Below are 14,745 nucleotides of genomic sequence, written 5' to 3'. Positions count from 1 at the left end.
AGAATAATTACTGAAAAACTTATATAATTCTTTAACCCCTTGAAAAATACAAGATAAAATTCTTATAGTGCCAAATACGAGGATAAGATGATCTACGAATTTTTCGCAGGCTCCTTCAACACCATTCTGGAGATGTTCAAGAGTGGAGGAGTCATCACTTATATCATTACCATAATTGGAATTTATGGAATATTTTATTCTGCAGAGAAAATATACTACCTCCGAAAGATATCCAAAGCAGGATTACCCCAGATTATGGGGGAAGTTAATAAAGCTATGGAAAGAGGTGGTTCCCTGGAGGCATTACGCTCCATAGGCCGTTACCAAAATCCTATCTCTAAGATAGTTGCTGAGGCTCTTAAGATTGGTTTCCGTAACAATAGGGAAGTTGAAGATGCCATGGAACGAGTCTTCATTGTGGAGATGGGACGTATGACTAAAGGAATGGACACCATACGAACCATTATTGAAGTAGCTCCACTTTTAGGGTTGATTGGAACCGTTCTGGGAATGTGGTTCACCTTTAAAGCGATGGGAGTGAACGCCAGTCCCACTGGTATGGCTGAGGGTATTTACGTGGCCCTTATAACCACCATTGCTGGTTTGGCCGTGGCCATTATTATCCTTCCACTTTACACCCATATCAACAGCAAAATTGAGAATGAACTGGATAAAATAGAGATCGCTAAAAAAATGACCAACTGGCGTACTGCTGAGATGCGTATAAAAGTTGATTCAGATATTGAAAATGTAATTATGGCTTTAAAAGAATCTGATGGTATTCTAGAGGCTAAGGAACTAAATCTGGATAAAAATGCCAATATATGGATTTCAATGAACCCCCATATGCTGGAAAAAAGTATTGGCAATATTATAAAGGAAAAGTGCAATACTGAAGCCAAAATAGTGGAAAGCAAATTAAAACAGTGATGGATTCTAAATTCACTAAAATTTTGTAAAAATAGATTTAATCTATAAAATTTAGAGGATAACTTGAAATCAGGAAACAATAGGTTTAAATGGGATTGAAATGGCTATAGACACCAATAGTTACCGAATGAAACTGCGAAACAGGCAGGCCAGGGTTAACCTGGTTCCCCTCATTGACGTTATTTTTACTATTCTCATATTCCTCATGGTTACCAGTAGTTTCCAGGTTGCCACTGATTCCAGTGCAGGTAAGCCAGATGTGAGTCAAAGCAACGGCAATTCAGAATACTATCTGATCCCAGTGGCCGGTTTAAAAACTGTTACCGTCAATGGAGTGGACATGTCCAGTGACATACGTAACAGTGCCATTGCTGTTCACACCCGAGTAATTGACGAAGGTGAAATCATCATCAAACCAAAGGACGGAACCATCACCATCACCGCACCGGCAGGGATGAGCCCTGAAAAAGCAGTTAGTATTCCCCAGGGTTGATTCATACCCCAAATATCAAATGTAGGTTACTAAATTAAGAATTATGAGCTTTATAGCTAACAAATATATTATCGTTGAATTAACCTTACTCAGGGAAATTGCAGGCATAAAAAATTACATTGGATTAAATCCCAATTTAGGTTGCATACTCACTTTGAATTGAAAACTGGAGAATTTTAAAAGGTGAAATAATGTATCTAGGAAGAATATTGGCAGTTGGAAGTAATGAAACAGGTAGCTTTGTGGCGTATAGGGTGTCCAGCCGTTCTTTTCCCAATCGGATCACCAGTACATTCCCTGAAAGGGTGGCTGTGGTTCCTAAGGAAGGCTATGAAAAGGATGTTTTTGTAAGTCCTTACATAGCCTACAATTGCATACGTCTGGTGGATGATGTGGCTGTAGTTTCCAATGGATCCCACACCGATGTTATTGCTGAGAAAATCGCATCAGGTATGAGCATCCGTGATTCATTAGCACTTTCACTCATGACCATGGACTATGAGAAGGATGATTTTAACACTCCCCGGATCGCTGGGGCGGTTACCCTGGATGGAAATGCATACATCGGCATTGTCACCCATGAAAAGGTTCAAGTGGAAATGGTTCCTGAAGGAGAATCAAGTTACATATCCACCTACGAACATGTCCAACCCAACAAAGTGGATTTCACTGCAAGTAATGTTTCTGAAGCAGCCCAATTCATAATGGATGGAGGGAAATTCTCAGAATTTACAAATCCAGTTACTTCTGCTGCTGCATTCGGTAAAGAGGGATGGGAACTAGAATCTATTTAGGTATCAGAACTTTCTATAGGTCATCTCCATTAAAAAAGACTAGTAACATAACTTGGGAACATGTTAAATAAAAAAAACCTCCGCAATAAAACTTAAATCTACCACCGAATAACTAAACATCCCACATTTCTATTGAAATTTTTACTAAGCCGGTGAAACCATGGAGATCGAAATTATAGGACTAAAAGGTATTCCCCTCATTAAAAAGGGAGATGATTTATCCCAACTTATCATTCAAGCTGCAGTACTGCAGGGTATCCAACTGAGTAACGAGGATATTCTGGTTATTGCTGAAACTGCAGTGGCCAAGGCCGAAGGTCATGTGATCCAGTTAGAACATGTAGAACCTGGAGAAAAGGCCAAAGAAATTGCTAAACACACAGGTAAAGATGCTGAGCTGGTTGAATCCATAATCCAGGAGTCTAATGAAATCATTAAGGTTGGACCAGACTTTATTATCTCGGAAACTAAACATGGTTTTGTCTGTGCCAATGCAGGTATCGATGAATCCAATGTGGATGAAGGTCTGGCAACACCCATTCCAGTGAATCCTGATATTAGTGCCCATGAAATAAGAGAAAAATTAGAAAATAATACGGGAAAAAGCGTTGCAGTTATAATATCAGACACACAAGGTAGAGCATTTCGTGAAGGAGCCATTGGAACAGCCATAGGTATTTCAGGAATGTCACCGCTATGGGATCGTTGCGGTGAACTGGATTTGTATGGAAGGGAACTTAAAACTACCAGCATTGCTGTAGCTGATGAATTATCCTCTGCAGCGTCTCTTATGATGGGGCAAGCCAGTGAAGGGATACCAGTAGTTATTATCCGTGGAGTTAATTACTTCCAGAAACTCCGGAATGAATCTGCCACCATAAAACCCTTAATAAGGCCCAAACAATTCGATGTTTTCCGTGAATGAGTAACTAGTTTGCTATTAGCAAATGATATTAATTTATTCATGAACTTGGGAGATAAAATTGAAGACTAGTATAATAAATAAAAAAAATGTTTTAGGATATGTTTGTTGAAATGGTTGATAATGAGTTGATCTATATGCCGGTTAATCAGATGGAAACACAACTGGAAGCTATAACTACCACTATTGCCTACCTGGAAAAAAAGGATTCTTGCGATCCAGAGGTACTGGAAGAACTTAAAAAAGAGAGAAATCGCCTTTTGAGGGAACTCAACGTGCATCAAAGGTGAATAAATCTTATATATTTTGATGATTTTTTTGAAGGTAGAAAAAAATAAAAAAAGTTTTAAAACTAACTCGTTGTAGATCAAATTTGACTACAATCATCTAACTTGTATACATTGATAAAATGATTAGCATCCTTTCTGGTGGAACCGGGACTCCCAAGCTCTTACAGGGTATGGTAAAGTTAGTGAACCCTGAAGATATCACGGTAATAGTTAATACCGTGGAGAATGATTATTTTTCAGGAGTTTACGTGGCCCCCGATGTTGATACTGTACTTTATACCCTGGCCGGGATCATCAATGAAGACACTTGGTATGGAGTTAGGGATGATAGTTTTATAACCCATGACCGGTTAAAGGAGATTGGGTGTCCGGAAACACTCAAGATCGGAGATCGTGATCGGGCCATGAAAATCCAGAAAACCCTGTTAATGAGGGAACATCTCCTTTCCAAAGCCGTTGACATCCAAAGAAGGGAACTGGGAATCAAGTCCAGGATTATTCCCATGAGTAATCAGGAATCTCACATCACCATAACCACTGATATTGGTGAAATGGAATTCCATGAATTCCTGGTGGAAAACCAAGGAAAGCCAGAAGTACATGGTATAAGTTTCAAAGAGGTTGATCCAGCCCCTGGTTTAATAGATGCCATTGAAAATTCAGAGATGGTAATTATTGGGCCATCAAACCCCATAACATCAATTGGACCTATAATCTCAGCCCATGGTGTTAGGAAAGCCCTTAAAAAAGCTTACGTTATTGGTGTATCCCCAATAGTTGGTGATAAGGCAGTTAGTGGCCCTGCTGCTAAATTTATGCAGGCTATGGGTTATGAAGTTTCATCCCTGGGAGTGGCTGGCGTATATCATGACTTTTTGGACAGATTCATAATTGACCTGGTGGATGGAGATCATCAGGAAGAAATAGAAAAACTAATATCAGATGTCATGTTAACTCAGACCATCATGACCAATATTGAAGATAAAATAAATTTAGCCAGATGTATTTTGGGTGAAAATGTATGATACAAATGACTTTAATTCAGATTGACAACTACGGACCCTGGACTGTTACCCCCACTCCAAGGGCCGAAGCAGACCTGCAAATCCTGCAGGCAGAGTTATACGCAGATGTGCAAAGGCAATTCGCAGCCAAAGGGGGATTGGTCTTCTTCACCCGCTTTGACAATATGCTGGCGGTTACCAACGGAGTGGACATGGAACATCATCTGCATATCCAGAAATCTATAGGCAACCGTTATCCCATAACTTTGAGTATGGGTGTGGGAACTGCTGAAACCCCCTATGAAGCACAGCGGAGTGCCACCAGTGCACTTCAAAAATATGGTGGAGCTCAATCAGAGGACCGAAGCGAAATACTGGCCATTGAAGGACTGGTGAATCCTGATGACAGTTTCGTTCAGATTGCCCACATTGATATTAATGGAATCACAGACTCACTAACCGACATTATCCCTGCATATGATACTTCTTTTATAGTTAATCGGGTTCAACATTTCCTCATGAAAAAATTAATAGAAAAGGGATCTTTACTCTTCTTCATTGGTGGGGATAACTTCATGTCTCCCTGTAATGGTATGACCCCTGAAGGAATACTTACTGTAATTGAAGAAATTGAAGAAGAAATCAACATCGCCCTTAAAGCAGGTGTTGGGAAGGCATCTACGGCCGAAAAAGCTGCCAACCTGGCTGATTTGGCTTTGGAAGAAATAAGGGATGGTAATACCTACAATTTAGTCCATGTTCTGAATAATAAACCCTAAACCTTAAAAATTTCACAAATTTTTTTTAAAGGATTTATTATCAAATTTCATTAATTCAAATTAATTAAAAAAAAATTCAAGAACCTTTTCTGGTCATAAACTAACCAGTCTAGGTTTTTTTACTCGTAATATTGGAGAGGAATCTATTGAAGTTCTAGCTCCCATGGCCGGTATCACGGATGGTGCCTTTTGCAGGGACATTTCAACGTTCGGGTTTGACATGGTGACCTTAGGAGGTTACAATGCTGATCAAGCCACCTGGAATGCGGGGCAAAAAATCTTATCCCGTGGAAGACCCGAATTTGACCTAAAACCAGGGGAATTATTAGCTTACCTTGAAGAACAATCAGTTCTAGTTAAGGATCAGGACTTATGGAATGGTTTGATTTCTGTAAACCTCCGTGCCCTTACCCCCGATCCAATTATTGAAGTTTCAAAGCTTAATAACGTGGATGTAGTGGAGATCAATGCCCACTGCAGACAGCCCGAGATAACTGAACTGGGCTGTGGTCAGTCCCTCCTGGAAAACCCATCCCATCTGGAAGAATTCACCAGAGAAGTGGTTAATAAGGCAAAAAGCAAAACATCAGTGAAAATTCGGGCTAATGTTCCATGTGTTGATGACCTTGAAATTGTCCGAGCCATTGAACATGCTGGTGCTGATTACCTGCATGTTGATGCAATGAAACCAGGTTATAACTCAGCAGATCATGAAACAATTAAATCAATCCGTCAGGAAACTTCTCTGTTTATTATTGGTAATAATTCCATCACCAATGTTGATTCCGCCCAGAAGATGTTAGCTGCAGGTGCTGATGGGATATCAATTGCCCGTGCCGCCATTACCGGAACGCTACCCTTTGATCTATCCCAAATATAGCATTGAAATATTTTTTTATATAAAATTTTTAATATGTAATCATATAAATTAAAAACAAAGGTCAAAGATTAGAGAACCTACTGCTCATAAATAAATTACTCATTTAGTTGATTATTATTGGAAAAGGTGGTTAAATGTATTTTATACAATTGGAAAACGTCACCAAAACCTTTGATGGTGTAGAAATCCTGAAAAATTTGAACATAACCATAGATGAAGGCTCTGTTCTGGGTATCTTGGGAAGAAGTGGTTCTGGAAAGTCCGTCCTCATGAACATGTTAAGGGGAATGAAGGACTACCGCCCCACTGAAGGTAAAATCATATATAATGTAGCGGTTTGCCCTGAGTGTTTAAGAGTAGAACCGCCTTCAATGGCAGATAATCCCTGCCTATGCGGATGCAATCTTGAAGTTCAGAAAGTTGACTTCTGGCATGCTGATCGTAAACTGTTTGCAGCAATTAAACGTCGCATCTCCATTATGTTACAGAGGACATTTGCCCTCTACGAGGATGACACAGTTATTGATAATGTTATAAAGTCAATAACCGGACATAACGAGGAAGAGAGTACTTACATGGCCATTGATCTTCTGGATATGGCCCAAATGACCCACCGTATCACCCATATTGCCCGTGATCTCTCAGGTGGGGAAAAACAAAGAGTGGTTCTGGCACGTCAGATAGCCAAAGAACCAATGCTGTTTTTAGCTGACGAACCTACCGGTACTCTTGATCCACAAACTGCGGAATTAATCCACCAGGCATTGATTAAGGGAGTAAAAGAAAAGGGAACCACCATGGTAATCACCTCCCACTGGCCAGAAGTAATGCGACAACTATCGGATTATGTTATCTGGCTGGAAAAGGGAGAAGTTGTGAAAGAAGGAGACCCAGAAACTGTAGTACAGAGTTTCCTTGATCAAGTCCCCCTGCCTGAAAAGAAAACTGAATTCAAAACCGGCGGCCCCATAATAAAAATGGGTGGAGTGAAAAAACACTACTACTCCATTGAAAGAGGAGTGATAAAAGCCGTAGATGGTATAGATCTCATCATAAATGATGGAGAAATATTTGGAGTGGTTGGACTCTCTGGAGCCGGGAAAACAACCCTTTCCCGTATTCTTTACGGCCTCACAGACCCCAGTAGTGGAGATATTGAGGTTAAATTAGGGGATAACTGGATAGACATGACAGAAAAGGGCATATTCGGCAGGGGCCGGGTTAAACCATACCTGGGAATATTACACCAGGAATACAGCCTTTATCCACACAGAAATGTTTTAGGAAACCTAACTGAAGCTATAAGTCTTGAATTACCTGCAGAATTTGCTAAAATGAAAGCACTCTATGTTCTACATGCAGTGGGCTTTGATGAAAACTACGCTGAGAAAATAATCACCAAATATCCTGATGAACTGAGTGGGGGAGAAAGACACCGAGTTGCACTGGCACAGGTACTCATTAAAGAGCCTAACATCGTCATCCTTGACGAGCCAACCGGTACCATGGACCCTATAACACGGGTTCAGGTTACCGATTCCATTAGAAAAGCACGGGATGAACTTAAACAAACTTTCGTCATTATCAGTCACGACATGGACTTTGTACTGGATGTGTGTGACCGGGCCGCTCTCATGAGAGGAGGTAAAATCCTTAAAACCGGTTTACCAGCAGATATTGTGGAAGATTTAACCCCTTCAGAAAAAGAAAAGATGTTAAAGGAGGAATAAGATGGTCTGGGAAGATTCACCATCACATGTGTGTCGAGGGGGAGACAAAAGAGCATTGACATTCTGCTGCCCTCCTGTTAAACCTTGTCCTATTGTGTTCGCTCTTGAGGAAGCAGGAATTACACCTCAAGAATACATTGAGATTAAAGAAAAATTCGGAGCAAAAACCCGTCTTGGTGAGGGAGATGGAACCTGTTTTGGATCCCTGGTATGGTGTTGCAAACCATCCAAACCCTGCCCTCTAAGGGACATGGTACTGCGCAGAATGGATATGAGTCATGAAGAGTACATGGATTTAAAACACCAGTTATCACAGGAACTGGTAGGTCATGAACCAACCGACAATGAAGAGAGCATTAAAGCCCTTGCTGATGCCTTTGATGTTCCTGAAGAAGAGGCATCTCAAGTTCTTTCCGAATGCGGTAACGACCTGAAAACTGCCATGAAGGTTCTTAGAATGAAAAATCTGGAGTTATAGATACTGGAGTGTTACCCATGGGCTGGACTCCCCTCTACCTGGAGATGCAGGATAAAAATGTTCTGGTGGTGGGAGCAGGGGAAGTTGGCCAAAGAAGGGCACGACGTTTCCTGGATTCCGGGGCCAATGTGATTGTAAGTGGAGGTCATATCCCCCCTGAACTAAGAGAATTGGGAGCTATCTACCAACCACGTTCAGAACTTCCAAAATGGATAAAATGGGCTGATCTAGTGGTGGTGGCCAGTGGCGATCCCCAGTTAAACCAGAAAGTATCTGAACTGGCTAAAGATAAACTCATAAACCGTGCTGACTATCCTGAAGAGGGTAACATCATTGTTCCCTCCTCTTTTTCCATCAAAGATGTGCAGTTTTCCATTTTCACACAGGGTAAAAGTCCACTCATGGCCCGAGAACTGCGAAAACGTATACAGGCCGTGATTCATGAAGAAGACATTCTAAAGATGGAATTACAGCATTTCACCCGCCAGTTACTGAAAGAAAAAATGCATGGTCAGAAAAACCGGCGTGATTATCTATACCAAATCTTAAATGATAAGAAGATTAATGAACTTTTAGATAAGGGTGAACTGGAGGAAGCTCAAGCTTACGTCAGCTTTCTTCTGGAAACCCCTGACTGATATATCCTGGTAAATCCTATCTCTGCAATGTAAACCCATATTGACCGTTCTTATTACAAAATATAATAATAATAATAATAATAATACATCTTTATTTAGAAATTACCAAAATATAGCAAACTACATTATATTTCCCCATTTCAGGAGGGTTAGATTGATTCTTAACATCCGGATCGACCATAAAACCGCGGATATCAACAAGATAGAGGAATCCACCAGCAAGATGGATGAAATATTCGCGAAGATGCAGGAGGAACACCATGTGCAGGAGTTTATCCAGATAAAAACCTGTAATCGTGCTGAAATCTATTTGGTCATGGATGAATGTTCCCTTGACTATCAGTGGAACGGTCTGGTGGTTGAAAAAAATGAAAAAGCACTTGAACACGTCCTAAAACTTTCCTGCGGATTAGAATCCATGATCATTGGCGAGGATCAAATACTGGGCCAGTTGAAAGAAGCATATAAATCCAGTGTTAAAACCAGTTGTTGTGGTCAGGTTTTAGGTACAGTCTTCACCAAAGCCATTCATGTGGGGCAGGCAGTGCGGAAGAAAACACGAATCAATCAGGGTTCGGTTTCCATAGGTTCGGCAGCTGTTAATCTTGCAGAATCAGTTCTGGGAGATCTTAAATGTAAGAAAGTACTGGTTATTGGGGCCGGTAAAATGGGAACCCTGGTGGCCAAGGCACTGGTGGAAAAACATCTCAAGGCCATTGTAGTGGCTAATCGTACTTACGACCGGGCAGTTTGCCTGGCCAAAGAATTGGGAGGAAGTGCCATCCATTTTGATCGTCTTTCAAGGGCCATGGAGGATGCAGACGTGGTTATTAGTGCTACTGGAGCACCCCACACCATTCTTACTGCTGAAAAATTAAAGGCTGCAGTTCCCCCTGAGAATCTGGAGAAGATGGTGATGATAGACATCGCCAATCCAAGGGATATTGATGAAGATGTTGGTGATTTAGGTGTTAGACTCTATAACATTGATGACTTACGTGGAATAGCCGATAAAAATAAAAAAATGAGGGAGTCTGAGGCAGAAGAAGCTGAAAAAATCATTGCTGAAGAGTTGGAACTCCTGGAAAAATCTCTCAGACACTTGGAAGTTGAGCCGGTTATTGCCCAAATACGTTCCCAGGCTGAAGCCATCAGGCTGCGGGAAACTGAGAAGGCAATTCGAAAGTTGGGGGATATAGATGGTAAGGAAAAGGTGGTTGATGATCTTACCAAGGTAGTGGTGGATCGGGTGTTTCTGAACATAATCCACAATCTTAAAGAAGCTGCAGAGCATGATGATAAAGCTGTTTTAAAAACTGCAAAGTATATTTTTAAAAATAACCGATTATAATAAAAACACGCCGATCTTATTAATTTCAATCCACCATCTTCAATTTACCTCAATTTGAGTCTATTTTTAAAATAAAAAACTTCTATTTTATAAAAACATAGGCTACCTTTAACTTTTATCATTCACTATAATATTAAAAGAAAAAAATATTGGTGGTTCTATGGAGTACAAATCAAGTTACAATAAAGTAAATGATGAATGTGTATTCAAAACTATGATTAAATTAACGGCAACTATTTATCCGGATTAGAGTGACCTGTTTTAATTAGATCTTATTTACCCACCCAACTCCATACTCATCAACAAGTTTATTTATACAATTTTTTTCCAATCATTCTTCATCAACAGGTACATCCATTAATCCCACCAAACGGGTGGTGAATATCATCAGGAATGGTGCAATTATAAGGGTAGAGATAATTTCACTCACCATGGACTCCGGGTAGGGGAGTCCATGTAGGGTGTCAAAGATTATTTGTTTTACAATGTAGAGCACCACGATGGTGATTATTGAAACTATGAGCATATTTTTCAATCCTACTTTTCTTATCTTCCTAAAAACCAGGGGTAGGTTGAATCCGGATCGAATGCTGCCCTCATGATGAGCCATGGTTAGAATTGCCCCTTGCAACATAATATTAAAACAAAGGAAAAATATTATGGCAAGAACTAATGCATAATCTGTGATTAATGGGCTTAAATCTAAGTTAATCAGTTCTACAAACTCTGAAATGCCAAAAACAGCCAGGATGAGGGGGATGATAAAGTAAGCAATTAAGACTAAACTTTCTTTAATTCCGTGCCAGAACAAGTTCCTTAAATTATGGAAACCTGGTGGCCGACTAGATCCTTCCACTGTTTCTTCCACAATACGGAAACCATATCCCACCTCAATGAAGGACAAAAAGATAATAACCAAGACTAGGAAGATATCCCACAACCCATCGATCAATGAAGGAGCGCTTAAATCAATGAGATGATCAACTAAAAGCAGTATTACCCCCAGAACTAGAAAATTATACCAATCAGAAACAGCAAACCGCATTGCGTCATTCAAAATAACCTTTAATTTCATATAAACACCATATTACATATTACTATACTTTTATTTGGCATTAACTTAATCTGGGAGTTTTTCCATTACAATTTATGCGAATAATTGATAACAGCTAATTTGATGGAATACTGAATATTACCCCATTGTTGATTAATGGTTTAATCATTATTTGTTTTTTTTTGAAAATAATTTCATGAATCCGTAGTTTGCAGTTCCTAAAAAAAAGAATAAAAAAATGAAAAAAGATTAAGCGAACATATTTTTAGGTTCGTTTTTCTCTTTTTCATGGTGTTTCAGTGCGTACTGGAAGTTTTCCCAGGTCACTTTGCCCTGGTCTTCCGAGATCGCCTTGTGCAGTGCCACCTTTAAGAGACGATCTTTTATTTCCCGGCCAGACATACCCTTGGAAAGGCGGGCTAGTTTTTTTACATCAGTTTCAACTGGTAAAGGCATAGAATTTATGTACAATTCCAGGATCTGCTTTCTTTCATCCTCATCAGGGAGAACAAATTCAATCTCTTCTTCAAACCGACTCCGAAGGGCGTAATCCAGTAACTGTGGATTGTTGGTGGCCCCAATGGTTACCACCCCCAGGTTGGGATTGATGCCGTCCAGTTCTGTTAATAGGGCATTGACCACCTCGGAAACATCACCCCTAAGGGACTGGTATTTACGGTCCAGGCCTATGGCATCTATCTCGTCAATGAAGATCACTGCCGGGGCACAGGCAGAAGCTGCATCGAAAAGGTCGTGGATCTGGCGTGCTCCATCACCCACATGTTCTCCTATTAGGCTGGTGGCTTTAACCAAGAAGAGGGGAACTTGCATTTCATGGGATAGTGATTTAGCCAGCATGGTCTTCCCAGTACCGGGAGTTCCGTGGAACAGAACGTTACGGGGTGCCCATTCCTGGAAGGTTTCTGGTTCCCGGAGGTACTTGGTGATGATCTTGCACTTGGTTTTGGCCCGTTCCTGGCCAATAACATCATCCATTTTAAAGTTGCTTTCCACCTTTTTGATCTCACGAACCTCTTCCACTTCCATCAAGAGTATGGAAGTGTTTTGGGTTATGCGGGAGTCATCAGGGTGGGCTTTAATAACCTTAAACGCAAAATCAGGTAGTAATTTTTGATCAAAAAGGAATGATCCTTCCTTTACTGTGGAACCTACCCATTGTTCCCGGGCGTAGAGTTCGAAAAGTTCATTGTCGAATATTTCGATTTTAGGGTTCTCCACCAGGTTGCACAGGAAGGGGTAACCAATAGATTGTAGTACCACCATCTTGGTTTCTTTCCTGATTTCTTCCAGACCAGTGGAGGTCTTTTTTTCAGATACAATTGGGTCAGGAGTTATGTTGTTGAGTTTCAATATATCACATTTTACGCCTTTTTTCGAATAATTAGGATGATAAATTCTTTATTCTATTAAATAATGGATTTAAGAAATAAAACTGATTGGTTAATGTTGAATTTATATATAGATTATTTGTAAGATTTATATATAGATGTTAGTTATTTAAGAGTTTTTTCATTACATGAAATTCCTATATTTTAGAGGAGTAAGATAAATTTTTTTTATTTAGTGATTATAGTCCAATTTTTAATTTATTTGTTGATTCATTTTAAAACATTAAATAAAAAAATTTAAACCGCCTAAAATGGATGAAAATAGTTTCATATGCTTGAATGAGTATGGCAATTAATAGAATCAATTATTAATTTTTTATGGTGAATTTGAATGTGCTGCCTTTTTCTGGTTCGGATTCTACCCAGATTTCACCACCATGTTGATGAACAATCCTATGGACAATAGAAAGGCCAATTCCGGACCCTTCATACTCATTATGGGTGTGTAATCTCTTGAAAATGGTGAAAATATGGTCCAATTGTTTAGGATCGATACCTATTCCATTATCTTTAACATGAAAAACATGGTGATCCCCTTCTTTAAAAGCAGAAACAATGATTTCAGGATTTTTATTACTGCGATACTTGATAGAGTTAGAGATAAGATTTTGGAATAATAAAATCATCAGATTTTCATCAGCTCTCATCACGGGTAAGTTTTCATAGGTTATAATAGCATTATTCTCATTAATAACGACGTTAAGGTTTAAAATAACCTCATTTAGGACTTCTTCTAAATTTGTATCATTGAAAATTAATTCTTGGTTGACTACGCTTGAATATTCCAATAAATCCATGATCATTTTATCCAAACGTTTGGCTCCATCCACAGCAAAACCTATGAATTCATGGGCATCATCATCTAACTGATCCCCATAACGACGCTCTAATAATTGTAAAAAGATAGTTATCATTCTCAAAGGTTCTCTTAGATCATGAGAAGCTATGTAAGCAAATTCTTTTAGATCAGCATTAGATTTTGCAAGTTCTTCTGTGCGTTGTTTAACTTGTTCTTCCAGACTTTCCCAATATTCCATGAGCTTTTTTTCTGCTTTTTTTTGTTCGGTAATGTCGCGTGCAGCAGCAAAAACTCCAATAACCTCACCAATCTCATCCTTGTATACTGAAGCATTATACAAAACTGGAGTTAAACTACCATCCTTATTTTTAATATCCAATGGATAATCCTTCACCACCCCTTTCTGGAAAACTTGTTGATATCCATCCTTAGCATCCTGGGGATTGGTAAAGTAATCTGCGAAATCAGTACCTATCAGTTCCTCACGCCTGTAACCAGTTACTTTTTCCGTAGCTACATTCACGTCGGTGATGGTACCATCTTGTCCTATGGTTACCAATGGATCTAATGATGTTTCAATCAGATTACGGTTATAATTATTAGCTAATAACAATTCTTTGGTACGTTCTTTAACCTGATCCTCAAGATTCTCTAAAGTCTCTTTTAGTTTAATTTCTGCTTTTTTAATGTCAGTAATATCAGCAACGGTTATTAAAAGTGATTTAAAACCCCCGATCTCATCCGGAAGATAGTTAATTCCTGCGATAACCGGAATCGGTTTTTTATTCTTTACGAGATTCAATTCGCATTTTTGCCTATCTTTATTGTCTTTAACACTTTTAATCAGTTTGAAAAATTTGTGACGTGATTCAGGAGCGATGAAACTGATGAAAGCAGTGTTTATTAAATTGGTTTTCTCCACCCCCAGTAAAGTGACGGCTGCTAAATTAACATCCTTTATGAGCTCATTCTCACCTAAAGTGAAATAACTGGTTGGTGCGAAATTATAAAGCTCAAAATATTTATCTTGTGAAGTTTGAACTTTGAGTTGGGATTTTCTTAACTCATCATTCTGCATTTCCAATTCTATCTGGTGCACCTGAAGTTCATGGATTAGTTCACTGGTATCATCAGGAATATTCAAGCCTTTAATTTTTTGGTTTAACAATTTCTCGGCCTTTTCTCTGCGGTTTT

15 protein-coding genes are annotated in these 14,745 nt (G+C 39.3%); 12 read left to right on the top strand and 3 right to left on the bottom strand.

The features are described 5' to 3' along the window. Positions 1-87 precede the first annotated feature (87 nt). From BK009_RS10895 to hemA, 12 genes are all read left to right on the top strand, one after another. Positions 88-930, top strand: a complete 843-nt coding sequence (locus tag BK009_RS10895; RefSeq protein ID WP_100907330.1) for a MotA/TolQ/ExbB proton channel family protein — start codon at positions 88-90, stop codon at positions 928-930. A 100-nt stretch (positions 931-1,030) separates the two neighbouring features. After that, on the top strand, positions 1,031-1,423 hold the full coding sequence (locus tag BK009_RS10890) for an ExbD/TolR family protein (RefSeq protein WP_100905007.1): 393 nt from the start codon (positions 1,031-1,033) through the stop codon (positions 1,421-1,423). A 191-nt stretch (positions 1,424-1,614) separates the two neighbouring features. Continuing rightward, positions 1,615-2,217, top strand: coding sequence for an IMP cyclohydrolase (locus tag BK009_RS10885; RefSeq protein WP_100907329.1), 603 nt, complete (start codon positions 1,615-1,617; stop codon positions 2,215-2,217). A 160-nt stretch (positions 2,218-2,377) separates the two neighbouring features. Beyond that, complete coding sequence (locus BK009_RS10880) at positions 2,378-3,142, top strand: coenzyme F420-0:L-glutamate ligase (protein ID WP_100907328.1); 765 nt, start codon at positions 2,378-2,380, stop codon at positions 3,140-3,142. Between the two features lie 98 nt (positions 3,143-3,240). Next, positions 3,241-3,429, top strand: a complete 189-nt coding sequence (locus tag BK009_RS10875; protein ID WP_100907327.1) for a hypothetical protein — start codon at positions 3,241-3,243, stop codon at positions 3,427-3,429. A 119-nt stretch (positions 3,430-3,548) separates the two neighbouring features. Continuing rightward, positions 3,549-4,454, top strand: coding sequence for a 2-phospho-L-lactate transferase (cofD, locus tag BK009_RS10870; RefSeq protein WP_100909579.1), 906 nt, complete (start codon positions 3,549-3,551; stop codon positions 4,452-4,454). Next, positions 4,451-5,212, top strand: a complete 762-nt coding sequence (locus BK009_RS10865; RefSeq protein WP_100905011.1) for a GTP cyclohydrolase III — start codon at positions 4,451-4,453, stop codon at positions 5,210-5,212. The genes cofD and BK009_RS10865 overlap by 4 nt, the downstream gene beginning before the upstream one ends. Before the next feature lie 163 nt (positions 5,213-5,375). After that, positions 5,376-6,092 (top strand): MJ0144 family RNA dihydrouridine synthase-like protein, encoded by a 717-nt coding sequence (locus BK009_RS10860; protein ID WP_100907325.1) that lies wholly within the window; start codon positions 5,376-5,378, stop codon positions 6,090-6,092. A 134-nt stretch (positions 6,093-6,226) separates the two neighbouring features. Next, complete coding sequence (gene atwA, locus BK009_RS10855) at positions 6,227-7,822, top strand: methyl coenzyme M reductase system, component A2 (RefSeq protein ID WP_100907324.1); 1,596 nt, start codon at positions 6,227-6,229, stop codon at positions 7,820-7,822. 1 nt (position 7,823) lies between these two features. Continuing rightward, entirely contained in the window at positions 7,824-8,300 is a 477-nt protein-coding gene (locus tag BK009_RS10850) for a methanogenesis marker 9 domain-containing protein (protein WP_100905014.1), read from the top strand. A gap of 17 nt (positions 8,301-8,317) precedes the next feature. Further along, positions 8,318-8,938: a precorrin-2 dehydrogenase/sirohydrochlorin ferrochelatase family protein gene (locus tag BK009_RS10845; protein WP_100907323.1), complete on the top strand. Its 621-nt coding sequence runs from the start codon at positions 8,318-8,320 to the stop codon at positions 8,936-8,938. Between the two features lie 154 nt (positions 8,939-9,092). Beyond that, positions 9,093-10,289, top strand: a complete 1,197-nt coding sequence (gene hemA / locus BK009_RS10840; RefSeq protein WP_100907322.1) for a glutamyl-tRNA reductase — start codon at positions 9,093-9,095, stop codon at positions 10,287-10,289. 331 nt (positions 10,290-10,620) lie between these two features. Here hemA and BK009_RS10835 read toward each other — a convergent pair whose 3' ends face one another. From BK009_RS10835 to BK009_RS10825, 3 genes are all read right to left on the bottom strand, one after another. Continuing rightward, positions 10,621-11,364, bottom strand: coding sequence for a DUF4013 domain-containing protein (locus tag BK009_RS10835; RefSeq protein WP_100907321.1), 744 nt, complete (start codon positions 11,362-11,364; stop codon positions 10,621-10,623). Between the two features lie 228 nt (positions 11,365-11,592). After that, positions 11,593-12,714 carry an AAA family ATPase gene (locus BK009_RS10830; RefSeq protein ID WP_100905018.1) on the bottom strand — a complete coding sequence of 374 codons (1,122 nt, stop codon included), beginning with the start codon at positions 12,712-12,714 and terminating at the stop codon, positions 11,593-11,595. Positions 12,715-13,060: 346 nt separating this feature from the next. After that, positions 13,061-14,719, bottom strand: coding sequence for a PAS domain-containing sensor histidine kinase (locus tag BK009_RS10825; protein ID WP_236950982.1), 1,659 nt, complete (start codon positions 14,717-14,719; stop codon positions 13,061-13,063). Between the last annotated feature and the right edge of the window lie 26 nt (positions 14,720-14,745).

It is taken from the genome of Methanobacterium subterraneum (genome assembly GCF_002813695.1).
GTDB classification, from domain to species: Archaea; Methanobacteriota; Methanobacteria; order Methanobacteriales; family Methanobacteriaceae; genus Methanobacterium; species Methanobacterium subterraneum.
This window is presented reverse-complemented; position numbering and strand designations above follow the sequence as displayed.